At 64.0% G+C, this 15,386-nt stretch carries 19 protein-coding genes and 1 tRNA gene; 8 read left to right on the top strand and 12 right to left on the bottom strand.

The features are described 5' to 3' along the window. The first annotated feature begins 6 nt into the window (after positions 1-6). A complete protein-coding gene (locus FJ950_RS20620) occupies positions 7-1,392 on the top strand; it encodes an FAD-binding oxidoreductase (protein ID WP_140618233.1) in 1,386 nt (461 codons plus the stop codon). A gap of 58 nt (positions 1,393-1,450) precedes the next feature. Here FJ950_RS20620 and FJ950_RS20615 read toward each other — a convergent pair whose 3' ends face one another. After that, positions 1,451-2,260 carry a thioredoxin family protein gene (locus FJ950_RS20615; protein WP_140618231.1) on the bottom strand — a complete coding sequence of 270 codons (810 nt, stop codon included), beginning with the start codon at positions 2,258-2,260 and terminating at the stop codon, positions 1,451-1,453. Between the two features lie 376 nt (positions 2,261-2,636). Further along, on the bottom strand, positions 2,637-5,327 hold the full coding sequence (acnA, locus tag FJ950_RS20610; protein WP_015314926.1) for an aconitate hydratase AcnA: 2,691 nt from the start codon (positions 5,325-5,327) through the stop codon (positions 2,637-2,639). 285 nt (positions 5,328-5,612) lie between these two features. On the opposite strand from acnA, the gene ccmA reads away from it, so the two are divergent. From ccmA to FJ950_RS20590, 4 genes are all read left to right on the top strand, one after another. Next, positions 5,613-6,221: a heme ABC exporter ATP-binding protein CcmA gene (gene ccmA, locus FJ950_RS20605; RefSeq protein WP_015314925.1), complete on the top strand. Its 609-nt coding sequence runs from the start codon at positions 5,613-5,615 to the stop codon at positions 6,219-6,221. A 49-nt stretch (positions 6,222-6,270) separates the two neighbouring features. Beyond that, positions 6,271-6,936, top strand: a complete 666-nt coding sequence (gene ccmB / locus FJ950_RS20600; RefSeq protein WP_023774435.1) for a heme exporter protein CcmB — start codon at positions 6,271-6,273, stop codon at positions 6,934-6,936. Positions 6,937-7,066: 130 nt separating this feature from the next. Continuing rightward, positions 7,067-7,234, top strand: a complete 168-nt coding sequence (ccmD, locus tag FJ950_RS20595; protein ID WP_015314923.1) for a heme exporter protein CcmD — start codon at positions 7,067-7,069, stop codon at positions 7,232-7,234. Beyond that, positions 7,231-7,806, top strand: a complete 576-nt coding sequence (locus FJ950_RS20590; RefSeq protein WP_015314922.1) for a DsbE family thiol:disulfide interchange protein — start codon at positions 7,231-7,233, stop codon at positions 7,804-7,806. The genes ccmD and FJ950_RS20590 overlap by 4 nt, the downstream gene beginning before the upstream one ends. 78 nt (positions 7,807-7,884) lie before the next feature. Here FJ950_RS20590 and FJ950_RS20585 read toward each other — a convergent pair whose 3' ends face one another. From FJ950_RS20585 to FJ950_RS20570, 4 genes are all read right to left on the bottom strand, one after another. Next, a complete protein-coding gene (locus FJ950_RS20585) occupies positions 7,885-8,124 on the bottom strand; it encodes a Trm112 family protein (protein WP_140618229.1) in 240 nt (79 codons plus the stop codon). 103 nt (positions 8,125-8,227) lie between these two features. Then, on the bottom strand, positions 8,228-8,899 hold the full coding sequence (locus FJ950_RS20580) for an LON peptidase substrate-binding domain-containing protein (RefSeq protein ID WP_015314920.1): 672 nt from the start codon (positions 8,897-8,899) through the stop codon (positions 8,228-8,230). Between the two features lie 106 nt (positions 8,900-9,005). After that, a complete protein-coding gene (trxA, locus tag FJ950_RS20575) occupies positions 9,006-10,019 on the bottom strand; it encodes a thioredoxin (RefSeq protein WP_140618228.1) in 1,014 nt (337 codons plus the stop codon). 84 nt (positions 10,020-10,103) lie between these two features. Beyond that, on the bottom strand, positions 10,104-10,601 hold the full coding sequence (locus tag FJ950_RS20570) for a prolyl-tRNA synthetase associated domain-containing protein (protein WP_015314918.1): 498 nt from the start codon (positions 10,599-10,601) through the stop codon (positions 10,104-10,106). Between the two features lie 211 nt (positions 10,602-10,812). Between FJ950_RS20570 and FJ950_RS20565 the strand changes: the two genes are divergently transcribed. After that, positions 10,813-10,887, top strand: a tRNA-Gly gene (locus tag FJ950_RS20565). Positions 10,888-10,983: 96 nt separating this feature from the next. Here the strand turns inward: FJ950_RS20565 and FJ950_RS20560 are convergent. The 3 genes from FJ950_RS20560 to FJ950_RS20545 form a co-directional block, all read right to left on the bottom strand. Beyond that, positions 10,984-11,277, bottom strand: coding sequence for an adenylate cyclase (locus FJ950_RS20560; protein ID WP_210242362.1), 294 nt, complete (start codon positions 11,275-11,277; stop codon positions 10,984-10,986). Between the two features lie 300 nt (positions 11,278-11,577). Further along, positions 11,578-11,778: a DUF2934 domain-containing protein gene (locus tag FJ950_RS20550; RefSeq protein ID WP_140618224.1), complete on the bottom strand. Its 201-nt coding sequence runs from the start codon at positions 11,776-11,778 to the stop codon at positions 11,578-11,580. Positions 11,779-11,868: 90 nt separating this feature from the next. Beyond that, positions 11,869-12,672: a SapC family protein gene (locus FJ950_RS20545; protein ID WP_140618222.1), complete on the bottom strand. Its 804-nt coding sequence runs from the start codon at positions 12,670-12,672 to the stop codon at positions 11,869-11,871. A gap of 265 nt (positions 12,673-12,937) precedes the next feature. Between FJ950_RS20545 and FJ950_RS20540 the strand changes: the two genes are divergently transcribed. Both FJ950_RS20540 and FJ950_RS20535 read left to right on the top strand, forming a co-directional pair. Then, the gene (locus FJ950_RS20540; RefSeq protein ID WP_015314847.1) at positions 12,938-13,213 is read left to right on the top strand and encodes a hypothetical protein; all 276 of its coding nucleotides are present in this window, start codon (positions 12,938-12,940) and stop codon (positions 13,211-13,213) included. A 12-nt stretch (positions 13,214-13,225) separates the two neighbouring features. After that, positions 13,226-13,810, top strand: a complete 585-nt coding sequence (locus FJ950_RS20535) for a 2OG-Fe(II) oxygenase (protein WP_140618220.1) — start codon at positions 13,226-13,228, stop codon at positions 13,808-13,810. Between the two features lie 3 nt (positions 13,811-13,813). Here FJ950_RS20535 and FJ950_RS20530 read toward each other — a convergent pair whose 3' ends face one another. The 3 genes from FJ950_RS20530 to FJ950_RS20520 are packed head-to-tail and all read right to left on the bottom strand — an operon-like array spanning position 13,814 to position 15,376. Beyond that, positions 13,814-14,326 (bottom strand): GNAT family N-acetyltransferase, encoded by a 513-nt coding sequence (locus tag FJ950_RS20530; RefSeq protein ID WP_140618218.1) that lies wholly within the window; start codon positions 14,324-14,326, stop codon positions 13,814-13,816. Positions 14,327-14,333: 7 nt separating this feature from the next. Further along, positions 14,334-14,861 (bottom strand): tail fiber protein, encoded by a 528-nt coding sequence (locus tag FJ950_RS20525; protein ID WP_015314844.1) that lies wholly within the window; start codon positions 14,859-14,861, stop codon positions 14,334-14,336. A gap of 11 nt (positions 14,862-14,872) precedes the next feature. After that, positions 14,873-15,376, bottom strand: coding sequence for a tail fiber protein (locus tag FJ950_RS20520; protein WP_015314843.1), 504 nt, complete (start codon positions 15,374-15,376; stop codon positions 14,873-14,875). Positions 15,377-15,386 lie beyond the last annotated feature (10 nt).

The raw sequence follows: 15,386 nt of genomic DNA, 5'->3' as shown, positions 1-15,386 counted from the left end.
CAAAAAATGCAAGCCAAGCACAATGGCGACGTGTCGTTCTGGTATGCCGATATCGGCGGCGTGCCGGCCTATCGGCCGTCCTTGCCCGGCGATATCGAGGCCGATGTCTGCATCGTCGGCGCCGGCTACACCGGCCTGTGGACCGCCTATTATCTGAAGAAGGCGCAGCCTGCGCTGCGCATCGCCATCGTCGAAAAAGAGTTCGCGGGCTTCGGCGCGTCGGGCCGCAATGGCGGCTGGCTCTCGGGCGGCTTCAGCTGGTCGCGCGAGAAATACGCAAAGACCTCCTCGCGCGGCGCGGTGATCGACATGCAGCGCGCCATGTTCGGCACGGTCGATGAGGTGATCGCGGTGACGGAAGCCGAAGGCATCGACGCCGATATTCGCCGCGTCGACAACATCACCGTCGCCACCAACGCGGCACAATTGCAGCGCGCCAAGGCCGAATACGAGGAGCTGCTGGGCTGGGAGATGCCGCCGGAGCGGCTGGCCTTCCTCGACGCGCGGGAGGCGCGCCAGCGCATCGCCATCGACAAGGTGCTGGGCGCCTTCGTGGTGCGCAACGTCGCGCGTGTCCAGCCGGCGAAGCTGGTGCAAGGCCTGGCCGCGGCTGTCGAGCGGCTTGGCGTGCCGATCTACGAGCAGACGCAGGTGCTGGCGATCGAGAAGGGCAAGGTCACCACCAGCAGAGGCATCGTGCGGGCAGGGAAGATCATCCGCGCCACCGAAGGCTTCACGGCTGGCATTCCCGGCTACGAGCGTCTCTGGCTGCCGCTGAACAGCGCCATCGTGGTGACCGAGAAGCTGCCGCAAGAACTGTGGGACCAGATCGGCTGGAACGGTTACGAGGTGTTGGGCGATGCCGCTCACACCTATTGCTACGCGCAGCGCACGCGCGAAGGCCGCATCGCCATGGGCGGCCGTGGCGTGCCCTACCGCTTCGGTTCGCGCACCGATGTGCGCGGCCGGACCCAGCAGGCGACCATCGACCAGTTGCACGAGGTGCTGACCAGGCTGTTGCCGCAGACCAAGGGCGTGCGTCTCGACCATGCCTGGTGCGGGACGCTTGGGGTGCCGCGCGACTGGTGCACCACTTCAGGCTTCGACCGGGAAAGCGGCATCGGCTGGGCCGGCGGCTATGTCGGGCTCGGGGTTTCCAGTTCCAACCTGTCAGGCCGCACCTTGCGCGACCTCGTGCTCGGCCACGACACCGAGTTGACCCGGCTGCCCTGGGTCAACCGCACGGTCAAGAAATGGGAACCGGAACCACTGCGCTGGCTCGGCGTGCATACAATGTACCAGCTCTATCGCATCGCCGACCGGCGTGAAGCAAACGGCCTGGACCGGACCTCGCGCCTTGCGGCCTTCGCCGATCGCCTGACCGGACACTGAAAGCATTCGAGCAGGATATGTAGCGGTTTCCGTCTGGAATTGCGCCGAGCCCGTGACCTTACAGCTTACGATCGAGGGAGGCCTCGGATCCCGGTTTGTGGATGAAAGCCGCACCCAGGATGGGGCCTGGCAGGCCATCCTTGCCGACCGACTGCAAAAGCACGGCGCAGCCGCCTTTCTTGGTGATCTCGCTCAGCGGCAATTCGTAGCGCTGCGCCTTGCCATGCCACATGCCGGCGGTCTGGATCCCGGTGACGGCGTTCCAATAGGTCATCTTGCGGCCGGAGTTCTCGCCCTGGCCGATCTTGACCGTCTGCGGCGCGTCGAAATAGACGATGACGACATGGGCGTCGTTCGGGCCGGCGCCGGCGTCACCTGCATCGATGATCACACGGTCGCCGGTGCGGCTGACCTTGATGGGCACACGCATGCCTTCGCCGGCACGGGCCATGCGGGCAAGCGCGCCGTCGACCTCACCGCGATTGGCGCCGTTGACATGCATGCGGCCGTTCAGGACGGCCTGCGGCGTATAGACCGAACGGCTGCTGAAATAGCGCATATAGTCATATTGCCGCTCGGTGTTTTCCTTGTGGCTCAGCGTGTCCTTCCAGCCGAGATAGTCCCAGTAATCGACGTGATAAGCGAGCGCGACAAGGTCTTGCCTTGTGGCGAGTTCGGCGAAGAACGCGTCCGCCGGCGGGCAGGAACTGCAGCCCTGGCTGGTGAACAGTTCGACCACGCCGAGCGGCCTGTCGGATTTTTCGGCCTGGGCCCTTTCGGGCTCGCTGGCATGCCCAGCGCCGGCAAAAGCCGAGAAGGCCAGCGCGAAGGCTGCCAGCCACAATGATCGTCGCGAGGCCATGACCATTCCAATTCCCGCCGGTGATGCCGGCTTTGTTCTGCTTTGCCGAAATATGTGGCAGAACGGGAAGTCAACGGGAAGTCACGTTGCGGTGAAATTTTACCGCTGCAATCGTGAGGTAAGGCCGCAATAGGAGCAGCCGCTGCATTTCAAGGCGTGGTTCGATTGAGCGGCGGCATCATCGCCATGCGGCAGGTTCTCCTCACCGCCATCGATCTCTATTGCGAACGCACCGGCCCTGGACTTTGGTCTGGGCCGGTCAATGCTTTGACGACCTTGCCTTCATCGCGGCAGGACTGTGCGGTATGCTGGTCTGCTGTGCCGCGGCAGGGGAGTAGTGAGTAGGGGCGTCCTCTGCATCCCACTCACTACTCACTGTTTTCTAAGCCGCCAGATCGCGCAGCACGTACTGCAAGATGCCGCCGTTCTTGAAGTAGTCGAGCTCATCCAGCGTATCGATGCGGCAGATGATCGGCACGTTCTTCACCGTGCCGTCGCCATAGGTGATCTTGGCGGTCATCGTCTGGCGCGGCTTGATGGCGCTCAATCCGTCGATCTCGACCAGCTCGTCGCCCTTGAGGTTGAGGGAAGCCCATGAGGTGCCTTCCTCGAAGACGAAGGGGATGACGCCCATGCCGACCAGGTTCGAACGATGGATGCGCTCGAAGGACTGGGCGATGACGGCACGGACACCGAGCAGGTTGGTGCCCTTTGCCGCCCAGTCGCGCGACGAGCCGTTGCCGTATTCGACGCCGGCGAAGATGACCAGCGGCACGCCTTCCTTCTTGTACTGCATCGCCGCGTCGTAGATCGATTCCTCTTCCTTGCTGGGATAGTGGATGGTGTAGCCGCCCTCGCGGCCGTTCTCGCCCAGCATGTGGTTGCGGATGCGGATGTTGGCGAAGGTGCCGCGCATCATCACCTCATGGTTGCCGCGCCGCGTGCCGTACTGGTTGAAGTCGGCGACGCCGACGCCATGGTCGGTGAGGTATTTGCCGGCCGGCGAGGCGGCCTTGATCGAACCCGCCGGCGAGATGTGGTCGGTGGTGATCTTGTCGCCGAACAGGCCGAGCACCCGGGCGCCCTTGATGTCGCCGATCTTGCCGAAACCCGTGGTCATGCCGGCGAAGTAGGGCGGGTTCTGCACATAGGTCGAATTGTTGTCCCAGGCATAGGTCTGGCCTTCCGGCGCCTTGACGTTCTGCCAGTACTCGTCGCCCTTGAAGACGTCGGCATATTTGCGGGCGAACAGCTCGCGGGTGACGTTCTTCTCGATGAACTCCTGGATCTCGGCCGAGCTCGGCCAGATATCCTTGAGATAGACCGGATTGCCGTTCCTGTCGTCGCCGAGCGGCTCCGTGGTCAGGTCCTTGGTCACGGTGCCGGCCAGCGCATGCGCCACGACCAGCGGCGGCGACGCCAGGTAGTTCGCCTGCACGTCGGGCGAGACGCGGCCTTCGAAGTTGCGGTTGCCGGAGAGCACCGCGGCGGCAATCAGGCCCTTGTCGTTGATGGTTTTTGAGATCGGCGCCGGCAGCGGGCCGGAATTGCCGATGCAGGTGGTGCAGCCGAAGCCGACCAGGTTGAAGCCGATCTGGTCGAGCTCCTTCTGCAGGCCCGACTTTTCCAGATATTCCGCCACCACCTGGCTGCCGGGGGCCAGCGAGGTCTTTACCCACGGCTTCTGCTTCAGGCCAAGGCGGTTGGCGTTGCGGGCAAGCAAGCCCGCGCCGATCAGCACTGATGGGTTCGAGGTGTTGGTGCAGGAGGTGATGGCGGCGATGACGACGTCGCCATGGCCAAGGTCATGGTCGGTGCCTTCGACGGCATAGCGTTTGGAGATTTCCGCCGCCTTCTTGTATTCGGTGTCCATCGCCTTGGCGAAGCCGGCGGGAATGCCTTCCAGCGCGACACGGCCCTCGGGGCGCTTGGGGCCGGCCATCGACGGCACGACGCTGTCCAGCTCCAGTTCGAGCAGGTCGGTGAAGACCGGGTCGGCGGAGCCGGCCTCGCGCCACATGCCTTGCGCCTTGGAATAGGCCTCGACCAGTGCGATGCGGTCCTCGCTGCGGCCCGACATTGTGAGATAGCGGATGGTTTCGGAATCGACCGGGAAGAAACCGCAGGTGGCGCCGTATTCGGGCGCCATGTTGCCGATGGTGGCGCGGTCGGCCAGCGTCATGTTGGACAGGCCGGGGCCGAAGAACTCGACGAACTTGCCGACGACGCCCTTCTTGCGCAGCATCTGGGTGACGGTCAGCACGAGGTCGGTGGCGGTGACGCCCTCCTTGAGCTTGCCGGTGAGGCGGAAGCCGATGACTTCCGGCAGCAGCATGGAGACCGGCTGGCCGAGCATGGCCGCCTCGGCCTCGATGCCGCCGACGCCCCAGCCGAGCACGCCAAGGCCGTTGATCATGGTGGTGTGCGAATCGGTGCCGACGCAGGTGTCGGGATAGGCGGTGGTTTCGCCGTCCTCGGTGTTGGTCCACACCACCTGGCCGAGATATTCGAGATTGACCTGGTGGCAGATGCCGGTGCCGGGCGGCACGACGCGGAAGTTGCGGAACGCCTGCTGGCCCCATTTCAGGAACTTGTAGCGCTCTTCGTTGCGCTCATATTCGAGCTCGACATTGCGGGCGAAGGCCATCGGCGTGCCGAACTCGTCGACGATGACGGAATGGTCGATGACGAGGTCGACCGGCACCAGCGGGTTGATCTTCTGCGGATCGCCGCCAAGCGAGGCCATGGCGTCGCGCATGGCGGCGAGGTCGACCACGGCCGGGACGCCGGTGAAATCCTGCATCAGCACGCGGGCCGGGCGATAGGCGATCTCGACGCCGGCGGTGCCCTTGTCGGTCAGCCAGCCTGCCACCGCCTGGATGCTCTCCTTGGTGACGGAGCGGCCGTCCTCGTTGCGCAGCAGGTTTTCCAGCAGCACCTTCATCGAATAGGGCAGCTGGGCAATGCCGGTGAGGCCGTTCTTCTCAGCCTCGACGAGGTCGAAATAGACATACTCGGCGTCGCCCGCTTTCAGCGTGCGGCGGCAATTGAAACTGTCGAGGGATTTTGACACGTGCGATCCGTCCTTGTCTGTTCAGCCTGAAAGGGAACGGACGCCGATGGCATGCAATCACGCGCAAAGGTGCGGGTACGGCCATTTCCGCTGTCCGTTCCCAAGCAACCCGAGCCGTTCAAGGCGGCGCGTGCGCTGGTTCGGCGCTAATTCTGTTCCCGCGCCGACCGCTGGCACGGATGCCCCGCATATAGAGAATTTTCTGGAATAGTTCTAGACAGTTGCTGAGCAAATTTGTGCGATGCGGCAGCGCTCGCGAAACATTGATTTCAGGGCAGGCGAGGGATGCGGCTTATCGCCGAAAATCTGGGCGGCGAACGCGGCGGCGAGCCGGTTTTCTCCGGCATCGGCTTTGTCCTCGATCAGGGCCGGGCCCTGGTCGTCACCGGGCCGAACGGTTCGGGCAAATCGACCTTGCTCAGGGTGGTCGCCGGCCTGCTGCCGAAAACCGAGGGCCGGCTGCTGCTCGAAGGCGGCGGCGACGAGTTCCCTTCGATCGGCTCGGCCTGCCACTATCTCGGCCACCAGAACGCGATGAAGACGGCGCTGAGCGTGACCGAGAATTTGCGCTTCTGGCGGGAGTTCCATGGCGAAGGCCGGCTCGATGTGGACGAGGCGCTGGAAACGGTCGGGCTCGGCGGCATCGGCCATTTGCCGTTCGGCTATCTCTCGACCGGGCAAAGACGCCGCGCGGCGATCGCGAAACTCTTGGTCAGCCATCGGCCGCTGTGGCTGCTCGATGAGCCGACGGCAGGGCTGGACAAGGCTTCGGAAGCGCGGTTTGCAGGGCTGATGCGCAGGCATTGCGAGGAAGGCGGGATGATCGTGGCGGCCACGCATCTGCCGCTGGGATTGGAAGGGGCGAAAGAGTTGGCGATGGGGGAGGCCTTTTGATGACTGCACCCTACGGCGCTCCCCTTCTTCAACAGGGGACCACATCGTAATGTGGTCCCTCTTCCTGCGCGACATCCGCCTCTCCATCCGCGCCGGCGGCGGCGCGCTGACGGGCGTCATCTTCTTCCTCGCCGTCATCGCCACCATCCCTTTCGGCGTTGGGCCGGATCTCAAGCTGTTGGCCCGCATCGGTCCGGCGATCCTGTGGATCGGCGCGCTGCTTGCCTGCCTGCTCGGCCTCGACCGGCTGTTCCAGGCCGATCGCGAGGACGGTTCGCTCGATCTCCTGGTGCTCGGCAACGACCGGCATATGCTGGCGCTGACGGTGCTGGTGAAGTGCGTCGCGCATTGGGCGGGCAGCGTCCTGCCGCTGGTGGTCGCGGCCCCCCTGCTCGGCCTGTTCATGAACATGGAACCGTTGGCCATAGGCGCCACGGCGCTGACGCTGCTGGTCGGCACGCCGGCAATCACCTTCATCGGTGCCGTGGGCGCCGCGGTGGCGGTGGCGCTGCCGCGTGGCGGCCTCTTGATCTCGGTGCTGGTGCTGCCGCTGACCATACCGGTGCTGATCTTCGGCGTTTCGGCGAGCTATGGCGCGACGGCCAATCCCGATCCATTCCTGCAGCCCTTCCTCATTCTTGCCGCGCTGACGCTGTTTCTTGGTGTGCTGGGGCCGACCGCAGCGGCGCTGGCGCTGCGCCACGGCACCGATTGAGGCGCCAGAGGTCTGAAGGCTGCGGCGTGGCGACCGATTGCGAAGCCGCCGGCGCGCGGCTAAGGGAAGACATGATCGAACGAGGCGGAAAGACCCGGCTGGAACGAGACGCGGCGATGGAGCGGCGCGCATGAGCGCGCATGCGCTCTACGTCGCGGCGGCCTACACGATCACCGCCGTGGCACTGGCCGGGCTGATCGGCTGGATCCTCATCGACCAGCGGGCGCGCAAGCGCGAACTCGCCGAACTCGAGGCGGCCGGCGTGCGCCGCCGTTCCGACAAGGCAGCCAAGTCATGAGCACAGGGACGGAAACGCCGGCCCGTCGCCGCCTGTTCGTATTTTTGCCGCTGCTGGTCTTCCTCGGACTGGCCGGACTGTTCCTGTCGCAGCTGTTGTCGGGACGCGATGTCTCGGAAGTGCCGTCGGCGCTCATCGGCCTGCCGGCGCCACAAACCAACTTGCCGCCCCTGGAGGGCAGCAATCTGCCCGGGCTCGATTCGAAAGCCTTCGCCGGCAAGGTCACGCTGGTCAACGTGTTTGCGTCCTGGTGCGCACCATGTCGGGAAGAGCACCCAGTGCTGCTGGCGCTGGCGCAGGACAAAAGGTTCGCGATGGCGGCGCTGAATTACAAGGACCGGCCGGAAAACGCCCGCCGCTTCCTCGGCGACCTTGGCAATCCGTTCCAGGCAATCGGCGTCGACGAAGCCGGCCGCACGGCGATCGACTGGGGTGTCTATGGCGTGCCGGAAACCTTCGTCATCGGCAAGGATGGCAAGATAGCCTACAAGCATGTCGGCCCGCTGACGCCAGAGTCCGCCAGGGAGCTTCTGCTGCCGCAGATCGACAAGGCACTGGCCAGGCCGAGCTGAGGCGACGTCGCGAAGACCTGATGTCCCTTGGTTTGTACACGTATATGGTTGAAGCGGAGCGGATGGCTCCGCGCCACCTCAATTCGGCCCACCTGGCCGTGGCGGCGACAGCACATCCTCGGCCGAGAGCACCCGCGCTTCCGAGGGCAGCATGATCGGGATGCCGTCGCGCACCGGATAAGCGAGCTTGGCGACCCGCGAAACCAGCTCGCCGCGCTCGGGGTCCCAGGCCAGCGGCCCCTTGGTCAGCGGGCAGGCCAGGAGTTCGAGCAGCTTCGGGTCAACATTGGTCTTCTTTCCATCGCGCCCATCCGCCATTGGGTCCTCTTCCGGTTTCACGCCCAGCCTGTCAGCCAGGATGCAGGATCTGTCGAGATCGGTCGGGCCGTCATTTGCGGGCCGGCTGGATATCGACGCATTCCTACTGCAGGCTCGAGCCAAAATCCTCATTCTCCCGCGCCAGCGTCATCTCGGTGATGGCGATCAGCGTTTCGGCCCTGGTTTTCAGGTCCGCGGCCTCGAGCAATGCCTGCTTCTCGGCCGGTCCGTAGGGGGCCATCATCGACAGCGCGTTGACCAGCATGGCGTTTTCGGCGCGGCTGACGCTCTCCCAGTCGGCTTCCAGGTCATTGGCCTGCAGATAGGCGCGAAAGGCTCTGAGCAGCGCCGGCCGGTCGATTTCATCAGCCGCCTGCTCTTCGTCGAGATCGGCGAGGAAGGGCGCCGGCTTCGCCTGGCGGAACGGCGTCTTGACCGTCAGCTCGTGGGCGACGCGGAACCGGCACACGCCTTGCAGCGAGATCAGGTAGCGGCCGTCGCCGGTCTCGGAAAAGGCGATGATGCGACCGATGCAGCCGACGTTGCAAAGCTCCGGCTCGCCATCCTCGCGCAATGCGCCATTGAGGCCGGGCTGGATGACGCCGACGAGCCGCGAGCCGGCGACGGCCTCGTCCACCATCTGCAGGTAGCGCGGCTCGAAGATGTTGAGCGGCATGCGGCCGCCCGGCAGGAGCAGCGCGCCTTCGAGCGGAAAGAGCGGGATCGTCGATGGCAGATCCTTGGCGAGCCGGTAATGCGCGTTTCCCGCTTGCACCTCGTTCCTCCGATCGCTTCCCTTGCGAAGCGTCAATCCTGCCTTGTCCTATCTGGCGCACAGGCCTGGCGCCACAAGCCCTTGCGACAAAACAACCGTAACCGGCTCAGGAAAACAGCAATGCCGACAATTTGCGGCGCGCGGCAAGCGTCGCCTCGTCGGTCATGCCCCAGGCCTCGAACAGCTGCAGCAACTGCGTCCTGGCGCCATCCTCGTTCCAGCTCCGGTCGGCCTTGATGATGGCCAGCAGATTGTCGGCGGCCGCCGTGCGATCGCCCATGGCGTTCTGGATCATCGCCAGGTCGAAACGGGCCTGATGGTCCTTGGGATTTTCCGCGAGCCGCCGCTCGAACTCGGCCGGATTGCCCAGCGCCGCCGCCTGCGCGGCCAGCGCGATCTTGGCGCGCAGGGCAGCCAGCGGCGGTGCGTCTTTCTTGGCCTCCGGCGCCGTTGCCAGGAGCGCCTCAGCACCCTCGGTGTCGCCGGCCTCGAACAGCAGGTCGCCCAGCCCGCCAATCGCCTCGACCGTTTCCGGCGCCTGCGCCAGGATGGCATCGTAGATGTCGGCCGCGGTCTGCATGTCGCCGGCGTCGCGCGCCTCCGCCGCCGCAGCCAGGGCCTCGGCCACCGGCGGCGCGCCATTGCCCTTGCCGCCGACCTTGGTGATGAATTCGTTGATCTGGCTCTCGGGGATGGCGCCCATGAAGCCGTCGACCGGCTGGCCGTCCTTGAAGGCGATGACCGCCGGAATCGACTGGATGCCGAGCTGGCCGGCGATCGAGGGATGGTCGTCGATGTTCATCTTGACCAGCTTGACCCTGCCGCCGGCGGCCTTGACCGCCTTTTCCAGCTGCGGGGTGAGCTGCTTGCAAGGTCCGCACCACGGCGCCCAGAAGTCGACCAGCACCGGCTGGCGGCGCGATTCCTGGATGACGTCGGCGGCAAAGGCCGCGGTCGTCGTGTCCTTGATGACGTCGCCTGTGGTGGTGGGGCTGGCGGCTGGGGGCGCGGACGTCTCACCGAATCCGGCTTTGGGCTCGGTTCCGCCATACTGCACCGTGGTGGCATACTGGCCGCCCTTGTTTCCGAATGATCCGCCAAACGGATTGTTGTCGCTCATCTCGTCACCCTTTCGGTCGCGCGGCCGGCCCGTGGCCCGGCGCCCTGTCTCAATTGGAAATCGGCTTTGCCACCCATGTGGCGATCATGCCGAGACTTTCAAGATAGCAGCATCATGCCCGGTTGCCTCGACGAATCTGATGAGATCGGCGGCCGCGATCGATGTCGTCGCCTCGTTGGTCAGGGGATGCGCATTGATGACGGAATGGTCCATCAGATCCTTGTCGAGCACCAGTTTGACCCGGTTTTCCCTGTCGTTGACGATGCCGAACACCGTGACCGCCCCCGGCGTGACCCCCAGAAGCTCCATCAGCATTTCCGGCTTGCCGAACGAAACCCGGCTGGCGGCGCCGATCAGCTGGTGTATCTGCTTGAGATCGACGACCGCGTCCTCGCCGACGGTGACCAGGAAGAAATTGTCCTTCTTGTCCTTCAGGAACAGGTTCTTGGTGTGCCCGCCGGCGATTTCGCCGCGCAGCGCCTGCGAATCGGCAACCGTATAGAGCGGCGGGTGGCGTATCGTCGAAACCGCGATGCCGAGTTCGGCAAGAAAGGCCATCAGGTCAGCTTCGGTCTTCGGCATGGGTCTCTTCTTCGTCGGTTTCTCGGCCTTGCCGTTTACGGCCAATGAGGCGGCCGACACAAGACCGTCGCGCCAGCGGCGATGAAATCGGCGCGTCGCGGGCGGTTTGCCGGCATCGCTCGGAAGGTTGCAAAAAGCCTGCTATTTCCCTGTTGCAATCGCCGCGGTCTTCAGCCATATAGGCCCGGCTTGCGGCCAAGACGCCGTGTGAGCGGGTGTAGCTCAGGGGTAGAGCACAACCTTGCCAAGGTTGGGGTCGAGCGTTCGAATCGCTTCACCCGCTCCAGTTTCCTCCAGGGAATCAAGCATCGAAAAGCCGCGGTTCGCCGCGGCTTTTTCGTTTTTGGCGGATTGAACCTCGACCGCCCCCAAGAGCCGGATGTCACTTATGGGACTGCTGGAAGCCGGCAACGTCGTACTGAGATACGCTGTTCGGGTTCTTGGAGTTCTGCGGCTGGGTGCCTGCGTAGTGTGTTCCCGCATTTCCGTCCGGATTGAAGGCCGAACCCGGCGCGGTGCTGGCATTGCCAGGCGTAACACTTCCTGTCTGAGCGGTGCCGATCGTTTGATCGGGTTGACCTTTCGTCCCCGTTACCGAGTGGACGTTGGCTGCCGAGGCCAGGCCGGCGGAGGTCATCAGCAAGCCCAGCACCACGGGGATAAGGTGATGTTTCATCATTGTTCTCCCAAAATCGGTTTGATTTCAGGGCGCTCGCGGTCTCAGGAGCACCCGGCGAACAAAGACTGAAACGCTTTTCGGACGCCGTTCATCCCGAGCATCACGAATCCGTGATGTCGGGCGCTGCCGGCGTGGCCTGTCGCACAGGCGCCCTCCGTTGGGTGCACGGGAAATTCCTGCGCCGCTCGACTGGGCTACTGACCCATCCCGAACTTGTATGTGACGCGGGCCATGACGGCATCCACTTTGGCGTCGGTCCGATACGTCTCTGGGTTCGCTCCGATTGTGCCATCAGCGTCAGTGTTTGGTACCCGCGCTGTCGCCAGCGGCATCCGCGCCTGGTTGCTTTCGTCCGGCGGTCAGCCGGCCGGACTCGAACTCCTCGACCGCCTTGTCCCAGCAGGCCTTCTCACGGTCGGGCATCAAGCCTTCCCGTTCCCAGAGTTCGCGGGCCCGCTTGCTGATATGCGCGACACGTTCTTCCTGGCTGATCACCATGGCCGTCTTCCTTCCCTGAGGAAGCAACCGGACAGCGCCTGAAATGTTCCAATTTGGATGTCGTCGACCTCGGCAGGTCCGGCGATGCCGTCAGGCACTCTTCGCGGTGTCCGCCTTGCGAAGCGACGCCTGGTGCACCAGCGAGGTCCAGCTGTTGGTCGAGGCGAGGTGGCAATAGAGCAGGCCGAGCGCGCCGGACTTTCTGAGGTCGAGGAAGGCCTCGTCGCTCAATTTGTTGAAGGCCGCCTCATCGATCACCTGGAAGTCGGTGAGGTTGAGCACTTCGCCGCCTTCCAGCGTCACCTTGCTCTGGCGCGGCGAAAACAGACCGTGCGCGTCGATCTTGTCGACCATCTCGCGGGTGGCCCTGAAATCGATCTGGAACTGGTTGCAGAAGGCGAGCGCCTGCCTGGTCGCCTCGGTCGGTTCGTTGCCGCCGAAGAATGGCAGCACCTTGTCGTCGCGGAAGGGCGCCATCAGCTGGTCGACGACACGGTCGCTCGCCCGGTCGACGCACAGCGTCAGCCGGCCGGCCGAGGTCGGATCCTCGGCCAGGATGAAAGGGTAGCGGCGGACATAGGCCGGGATGTAGTGCGGCGCGTTCCACTTGCCGTCGGCATCGACGAACAGGTTCTCGTCCTGGCGAACGCCGGTGATGATGACGGGCGCCTTGGCGGCGCCGATGAAGACGATCGGATAGGAGCGCATCGCCGCCGGCATCTCCGACGCCACCACCGGGATGGCGTGCGCCGAGCGCGCGAAGGAAAAGTCGCTGCGCGCGGTCAACCCCAGCGAGCCGTGCCGCGCCGGATTGAGCGCCTCCGGCCTGGAGTAGAAAAGCGGCAATGCTTCGCCCGCCGGTGCCGTTTCCGTTTTCACGCCGCTGTCAGCCATCGTTTCGTTCCTCTCCCGCACGCCGGTCGCGGCGGCTCGCCCATGGGTGACCCAGCACCAGCCGGGATCTGTTCCTGCATACTGATCCTCGATTTGGATATGATCATGCGCAAGATGAAGCAAATGCTCTACAGCGTTCTTCACTGCCGCAAAAGCAGTACCATGGTTTGCAGCGCAATGCGGCAGAGGTCGCCGATGGCTCTAGACAGCTTGCCGCGAAGTGGCGACATTGCCGCGGACTTCAAAACAGGTTGAGGCGGACAAGATGGTTTCGGCAGCGGATTTCGAGCGGGCGGCGGGGTCGGTTTTCACGGTGTCGGCCGGTGGAAGGCGGTTTTCGCTCGAGCTGACCCAGGTCCGGCGCATCGAGGCCAGCCCGCGAGACGGCGGCGGCTTCACATTGCTGTTCAAGGGACCAGGCGACGTAAGGCTACCGCAGGCCATCTATCACTTCACCGGTGACACAATTGCCGACGACATTTTCATCGTGCCGGTTTCGGTCGATGCGTCGGGCTATCACTATGAGGCCGTGTTCAACTGAGCCCGGCTTGAAATGGTCGACTATCTCATTGTCCCGGAAGCGCTGGACAAAGCGGCATGCGACGCTCTGTGCGCCGAAATTCGCGGCGCCGCCGGCCGGGATGCAGGCCTGCTCGGCCGTTCCGACCAGAAGCCGGCATGGCCGCGGGTGCGCCGGAGCAGGCGCGCCGAGGTTTCAGCAGCCACCGAGGCGCGGGTAAGCGGCTTGCTGGCTGAACAGAAGGCGGCCCTGGAACGGCACTTTGGCGTCGTACTCGGCGCGTTTGAGAAACCCCAGTTCCTGCACTACCAGGAGGGCGATTTCTTCGTGCCGCACCAGGACGGCAACACGCCGCTCATTCATGACGAATCGCGCTTCCGAAAAATCTCGGCGGTGATCTTTCTCAATAGGCAATCCGACGATCCTTTGCCGGATAACTACGCGGGCGGCTCGCTGGTCCTGCACGGGCCCTATAGCGGTCCGGACCTGCGCATCGCCATGCAGGCATTGCCGGGCTCGCTGATCGCGTTTCGTTCGGAAACGACACACGAAGTCACCCCGGTCACGCGCGGTGAGCGGTTCAGCATCGTGTCGTGGTATCGTGGCACATCATCGTAACCGCTACGACGGCGGTCGCAACATCAGGTCGTAGACGCCCTTGTCCTCGGCGACCGTGAAGCCCAGCCGCAGATAGAGCCGCATGGCCGGGTTGTGCTTTTCTACATGGATCGACACCGCCTTGCCGGGGGCGCCCGCCTCGTCGATCAGGTCGGCGAGCAGCGCCTTGCCGAACCCTTTGCCGCGAAAGGCGGGCAGGAAGGTGATGTCGATGATGCGATGCTCGCTTGGCCAGCGTTCGATATAGAGGCGGCCGATGTCGCTGCCTTCATACATCATCACCAGCCAGTCGGCGTTGGGATAATATTTTTGGTAGTGCGCGTGCTGCGCCTGGAACTGCATGTCCAGAAACGCCGCCTTCTGCGCCTCGTTCCACGAGGTGAGAGTCAGTTCCTCGGCACGGGTCGAGGCATAAACCCGCGCCAGGAACGGCAGATCGATTTCCGTCATAGGGCGAAATATTAGGCCAAGGCCGGCCGCGCGTACCCAGCCGGCCGGTTTGCTAACAGGATTCATCGACACGTCAGGGACGTGGAGGGAACACGCCCTGCAGCGCGATGTTGAAGTAGCAGGTGAGATAGGGCTGCATGTTGTTGTGCGGCTGACTGGCGCCGGCCGGCGCCAGTGCGTTGCTGTTCAAAGGGACCAGACCGGCGTTGGTTGTCGTCTGGAACGCGGCTCCGCCTATGGAGGTCGCCAACGTGATGTTGGGCGTCAGTGTCCCTTGTGTGCCATCTTCGACCGTGCCTCGCATCGTATGGTTGTGCGAGGGAATCTCGGACTGGAGCAGAGTGATCGTCTCCGATCCGCCGCTCTCGCCAAGGTCATGCAACGACAGGCCTGGCCCCTGGCCGGGGTGCATCGGCGCGCTGCCCTGCAAATCGGGCAAGGCGAAATTGGATCTGCCATCGCCGCCATAGGTGGTGCCAAGCAGCGAGAACAGCGCCGTGTTCTGCGACAGCGGCAGCAACTGTCCATCGCACCAGGCCCAGCCCTTTGGGGCAAAATTGAACGGAAAGATGCGGATTTCGGCAACGAACGGGTCGGCCATGACGGTCCCTCTCAGGTAGGTGATGGAAAAATGCCGAACAGTGAGATGATGAAGTTGATGCAGAGATAGGGCTGGAAGTTGCTGTGGGGCTGGCTGCCGCCCACTGACGAAATAGCCGGTGCTGCCATGTTGGCGTCTGCCGTCTCCGACGCGTAGAGCCTCACTAAGGTCGAGCTTGCAAGCACATTGTTTTGTGGTGCTGCTTGCGATCCGTTGCCGGCATTTCCGAGAAAAGCGTGTGTGTGCGCGGGGATCTGGGAGATCGTCAGGGTAATCTCTTCGGCGCCGCCAGTCTCGGCGAGGACAAAGCCATTGCCCTGATGAATTGGGAGTCGGCCACGCGCATCGGGCAAGGCGAACGTGCTCTCGCCATCGCCGCCATAGGTGGTACCGATCAGCTGGAACAGCGTTTCGTTCTCCGAGATCGGCAGAAGCTGTCCCTCGCAGAGCATCCAGCCCGCCGGTGCGAAATTGCCGGCAAACATTCTGATTTCACCGATGTAAGGTTGTGCCATGATCGCGCTC

Source organism: Mesorhizobium sp. B2-3-14 (genome assembly GCF_006442175.1).
In the GTDB taxonomy this organism is placed as follows: Bacteria; Pseudomonadota; Alphaproteobacteria; order Rhizobiales; family Rhizobiaceae; genus Mesorhizobium; species Mesorhizobium australicum.
This window is presented reverse-complemented; position numbering and strand designations above follow the sequence as displayed.

Bases quoted from the DNA above. Each gene is read 5' to 3' on its own strand.
- FJ950_RS20620 (WP_140618233.1), top strand. From the start codon at position 7: ATGCAAGCCAAGCACAATGGCGACGTGTCGTTCTGGTATGCCGATATC.
- FJ950_RS20615 (WP_140618231.1), bottom strand. From the start codon at position 2,260: ATGGTCATGGCCTCGCGACGATCATTGTGGCTGGCAGCCTTCGCGCTG.
- ccmA (WP_015314925.1), top strand. From the start codon at position 5,613: ATGCGGCTTATCGCCGAAAATCTGGGCGGCGAACGCGGCGGCGAGCCG.
- ccmB (WP_023774435.1), top strand. From the start codon at position 6,271: ATGTGGTCCCTCTTCCTGCGCGACATCCGCCTCTCCATCCGCGCCGGC.
- ccmD (WP_015314923.1), top strand. From the start codon at position 7,067: ATGAGCGCGCATGCGCTCTACGTCGCGGCGGCCTACACGATCACCGCC.
- FJ950_RS20590 (WP_015314922.1), top strand. From the start codon at position 7,231: ATGAGCACAGGGACGGAAACGCCGGCCCGTCGCCGCCTGTTCGTATTT.
- FJ950_RS20585 (WP_140618229.1), bottom strand. From the start codon at position 8,124: ATGGCGGATGGGCGCGATGGAAAGAAGACCAATGTTGACCCGAAGCTG.
- trxA (WP_140618228.1), bottom strand. From the start codon at position 10,019: ATGAGCGACAACAATCCGTTTGGCGGATCATTCGGAAACAAGGGCGGC.
- FJ950_RS20570 (WP_015314918.1), bottom strand. From the start codon at position 10,601: ATGCCGAAGACCGAAGCTGACCTGATGGCCTTTCTTGCCGAACTCGGC.
- FJ950_RS20560 (WP_210242362.1), bottom strand. From the start codon at position 11,277: ATGAAACATCACCTTATCCCCGTGGTGCTGGGCTTGCTGATGACCTCC.
- FJ950_RS20550 (WP_140618224.1), bottom strand. From the start codon at position 11,778: ATGGTGATCAGCCAGGAAGAACGTGTCGCGCATATCAGCAAGCGGGCC.
- FJ950_RS20545 (WP_140618222.1), bottom strand. From the start codon at position 12,672: ATGGCTGACAGCGGCGTGAAAACGGAAACGGCACCGGCGGGCGAAGCA.
- FJ950_RS20540 (WP_015314847.1), top strand. From the start codon at position 12,938: ATGGTTTCGGCAGCGGATTTCGAGCGGGCGGCGGGGTCGGTTTTCACG.
- FJ950_RS20535 (WP_140618220.1), top strand. From the start codon at position 13,226: ATGGTCGACTATCTCATTGTCCCGGAAGCGCTGGACAAAGCGGCATGC.
- FJ950_RS20530 (WP_140618218.1), bottom strand. From the start codon at position 14,326: ATGAATCCTGTTAGCAAACCGGCCGGCTGGGTACGCGCGGCCGGCCTT.
- FJ950_RS20525 (WP_015314844.1), bottom strand. From the start codon at position 14,861: ATGGCCGACCCGTTCGTTGCCGAAATCCGCATCTTTCCGTTCAATTTT.
- FJ950_RS20520 (WP_015314843.1), bottom strand. From the start codon at position 15,376: ATGGCACAACCTTACATCGGTGAAATCAGAATGTTTGCCGGCAATTTC.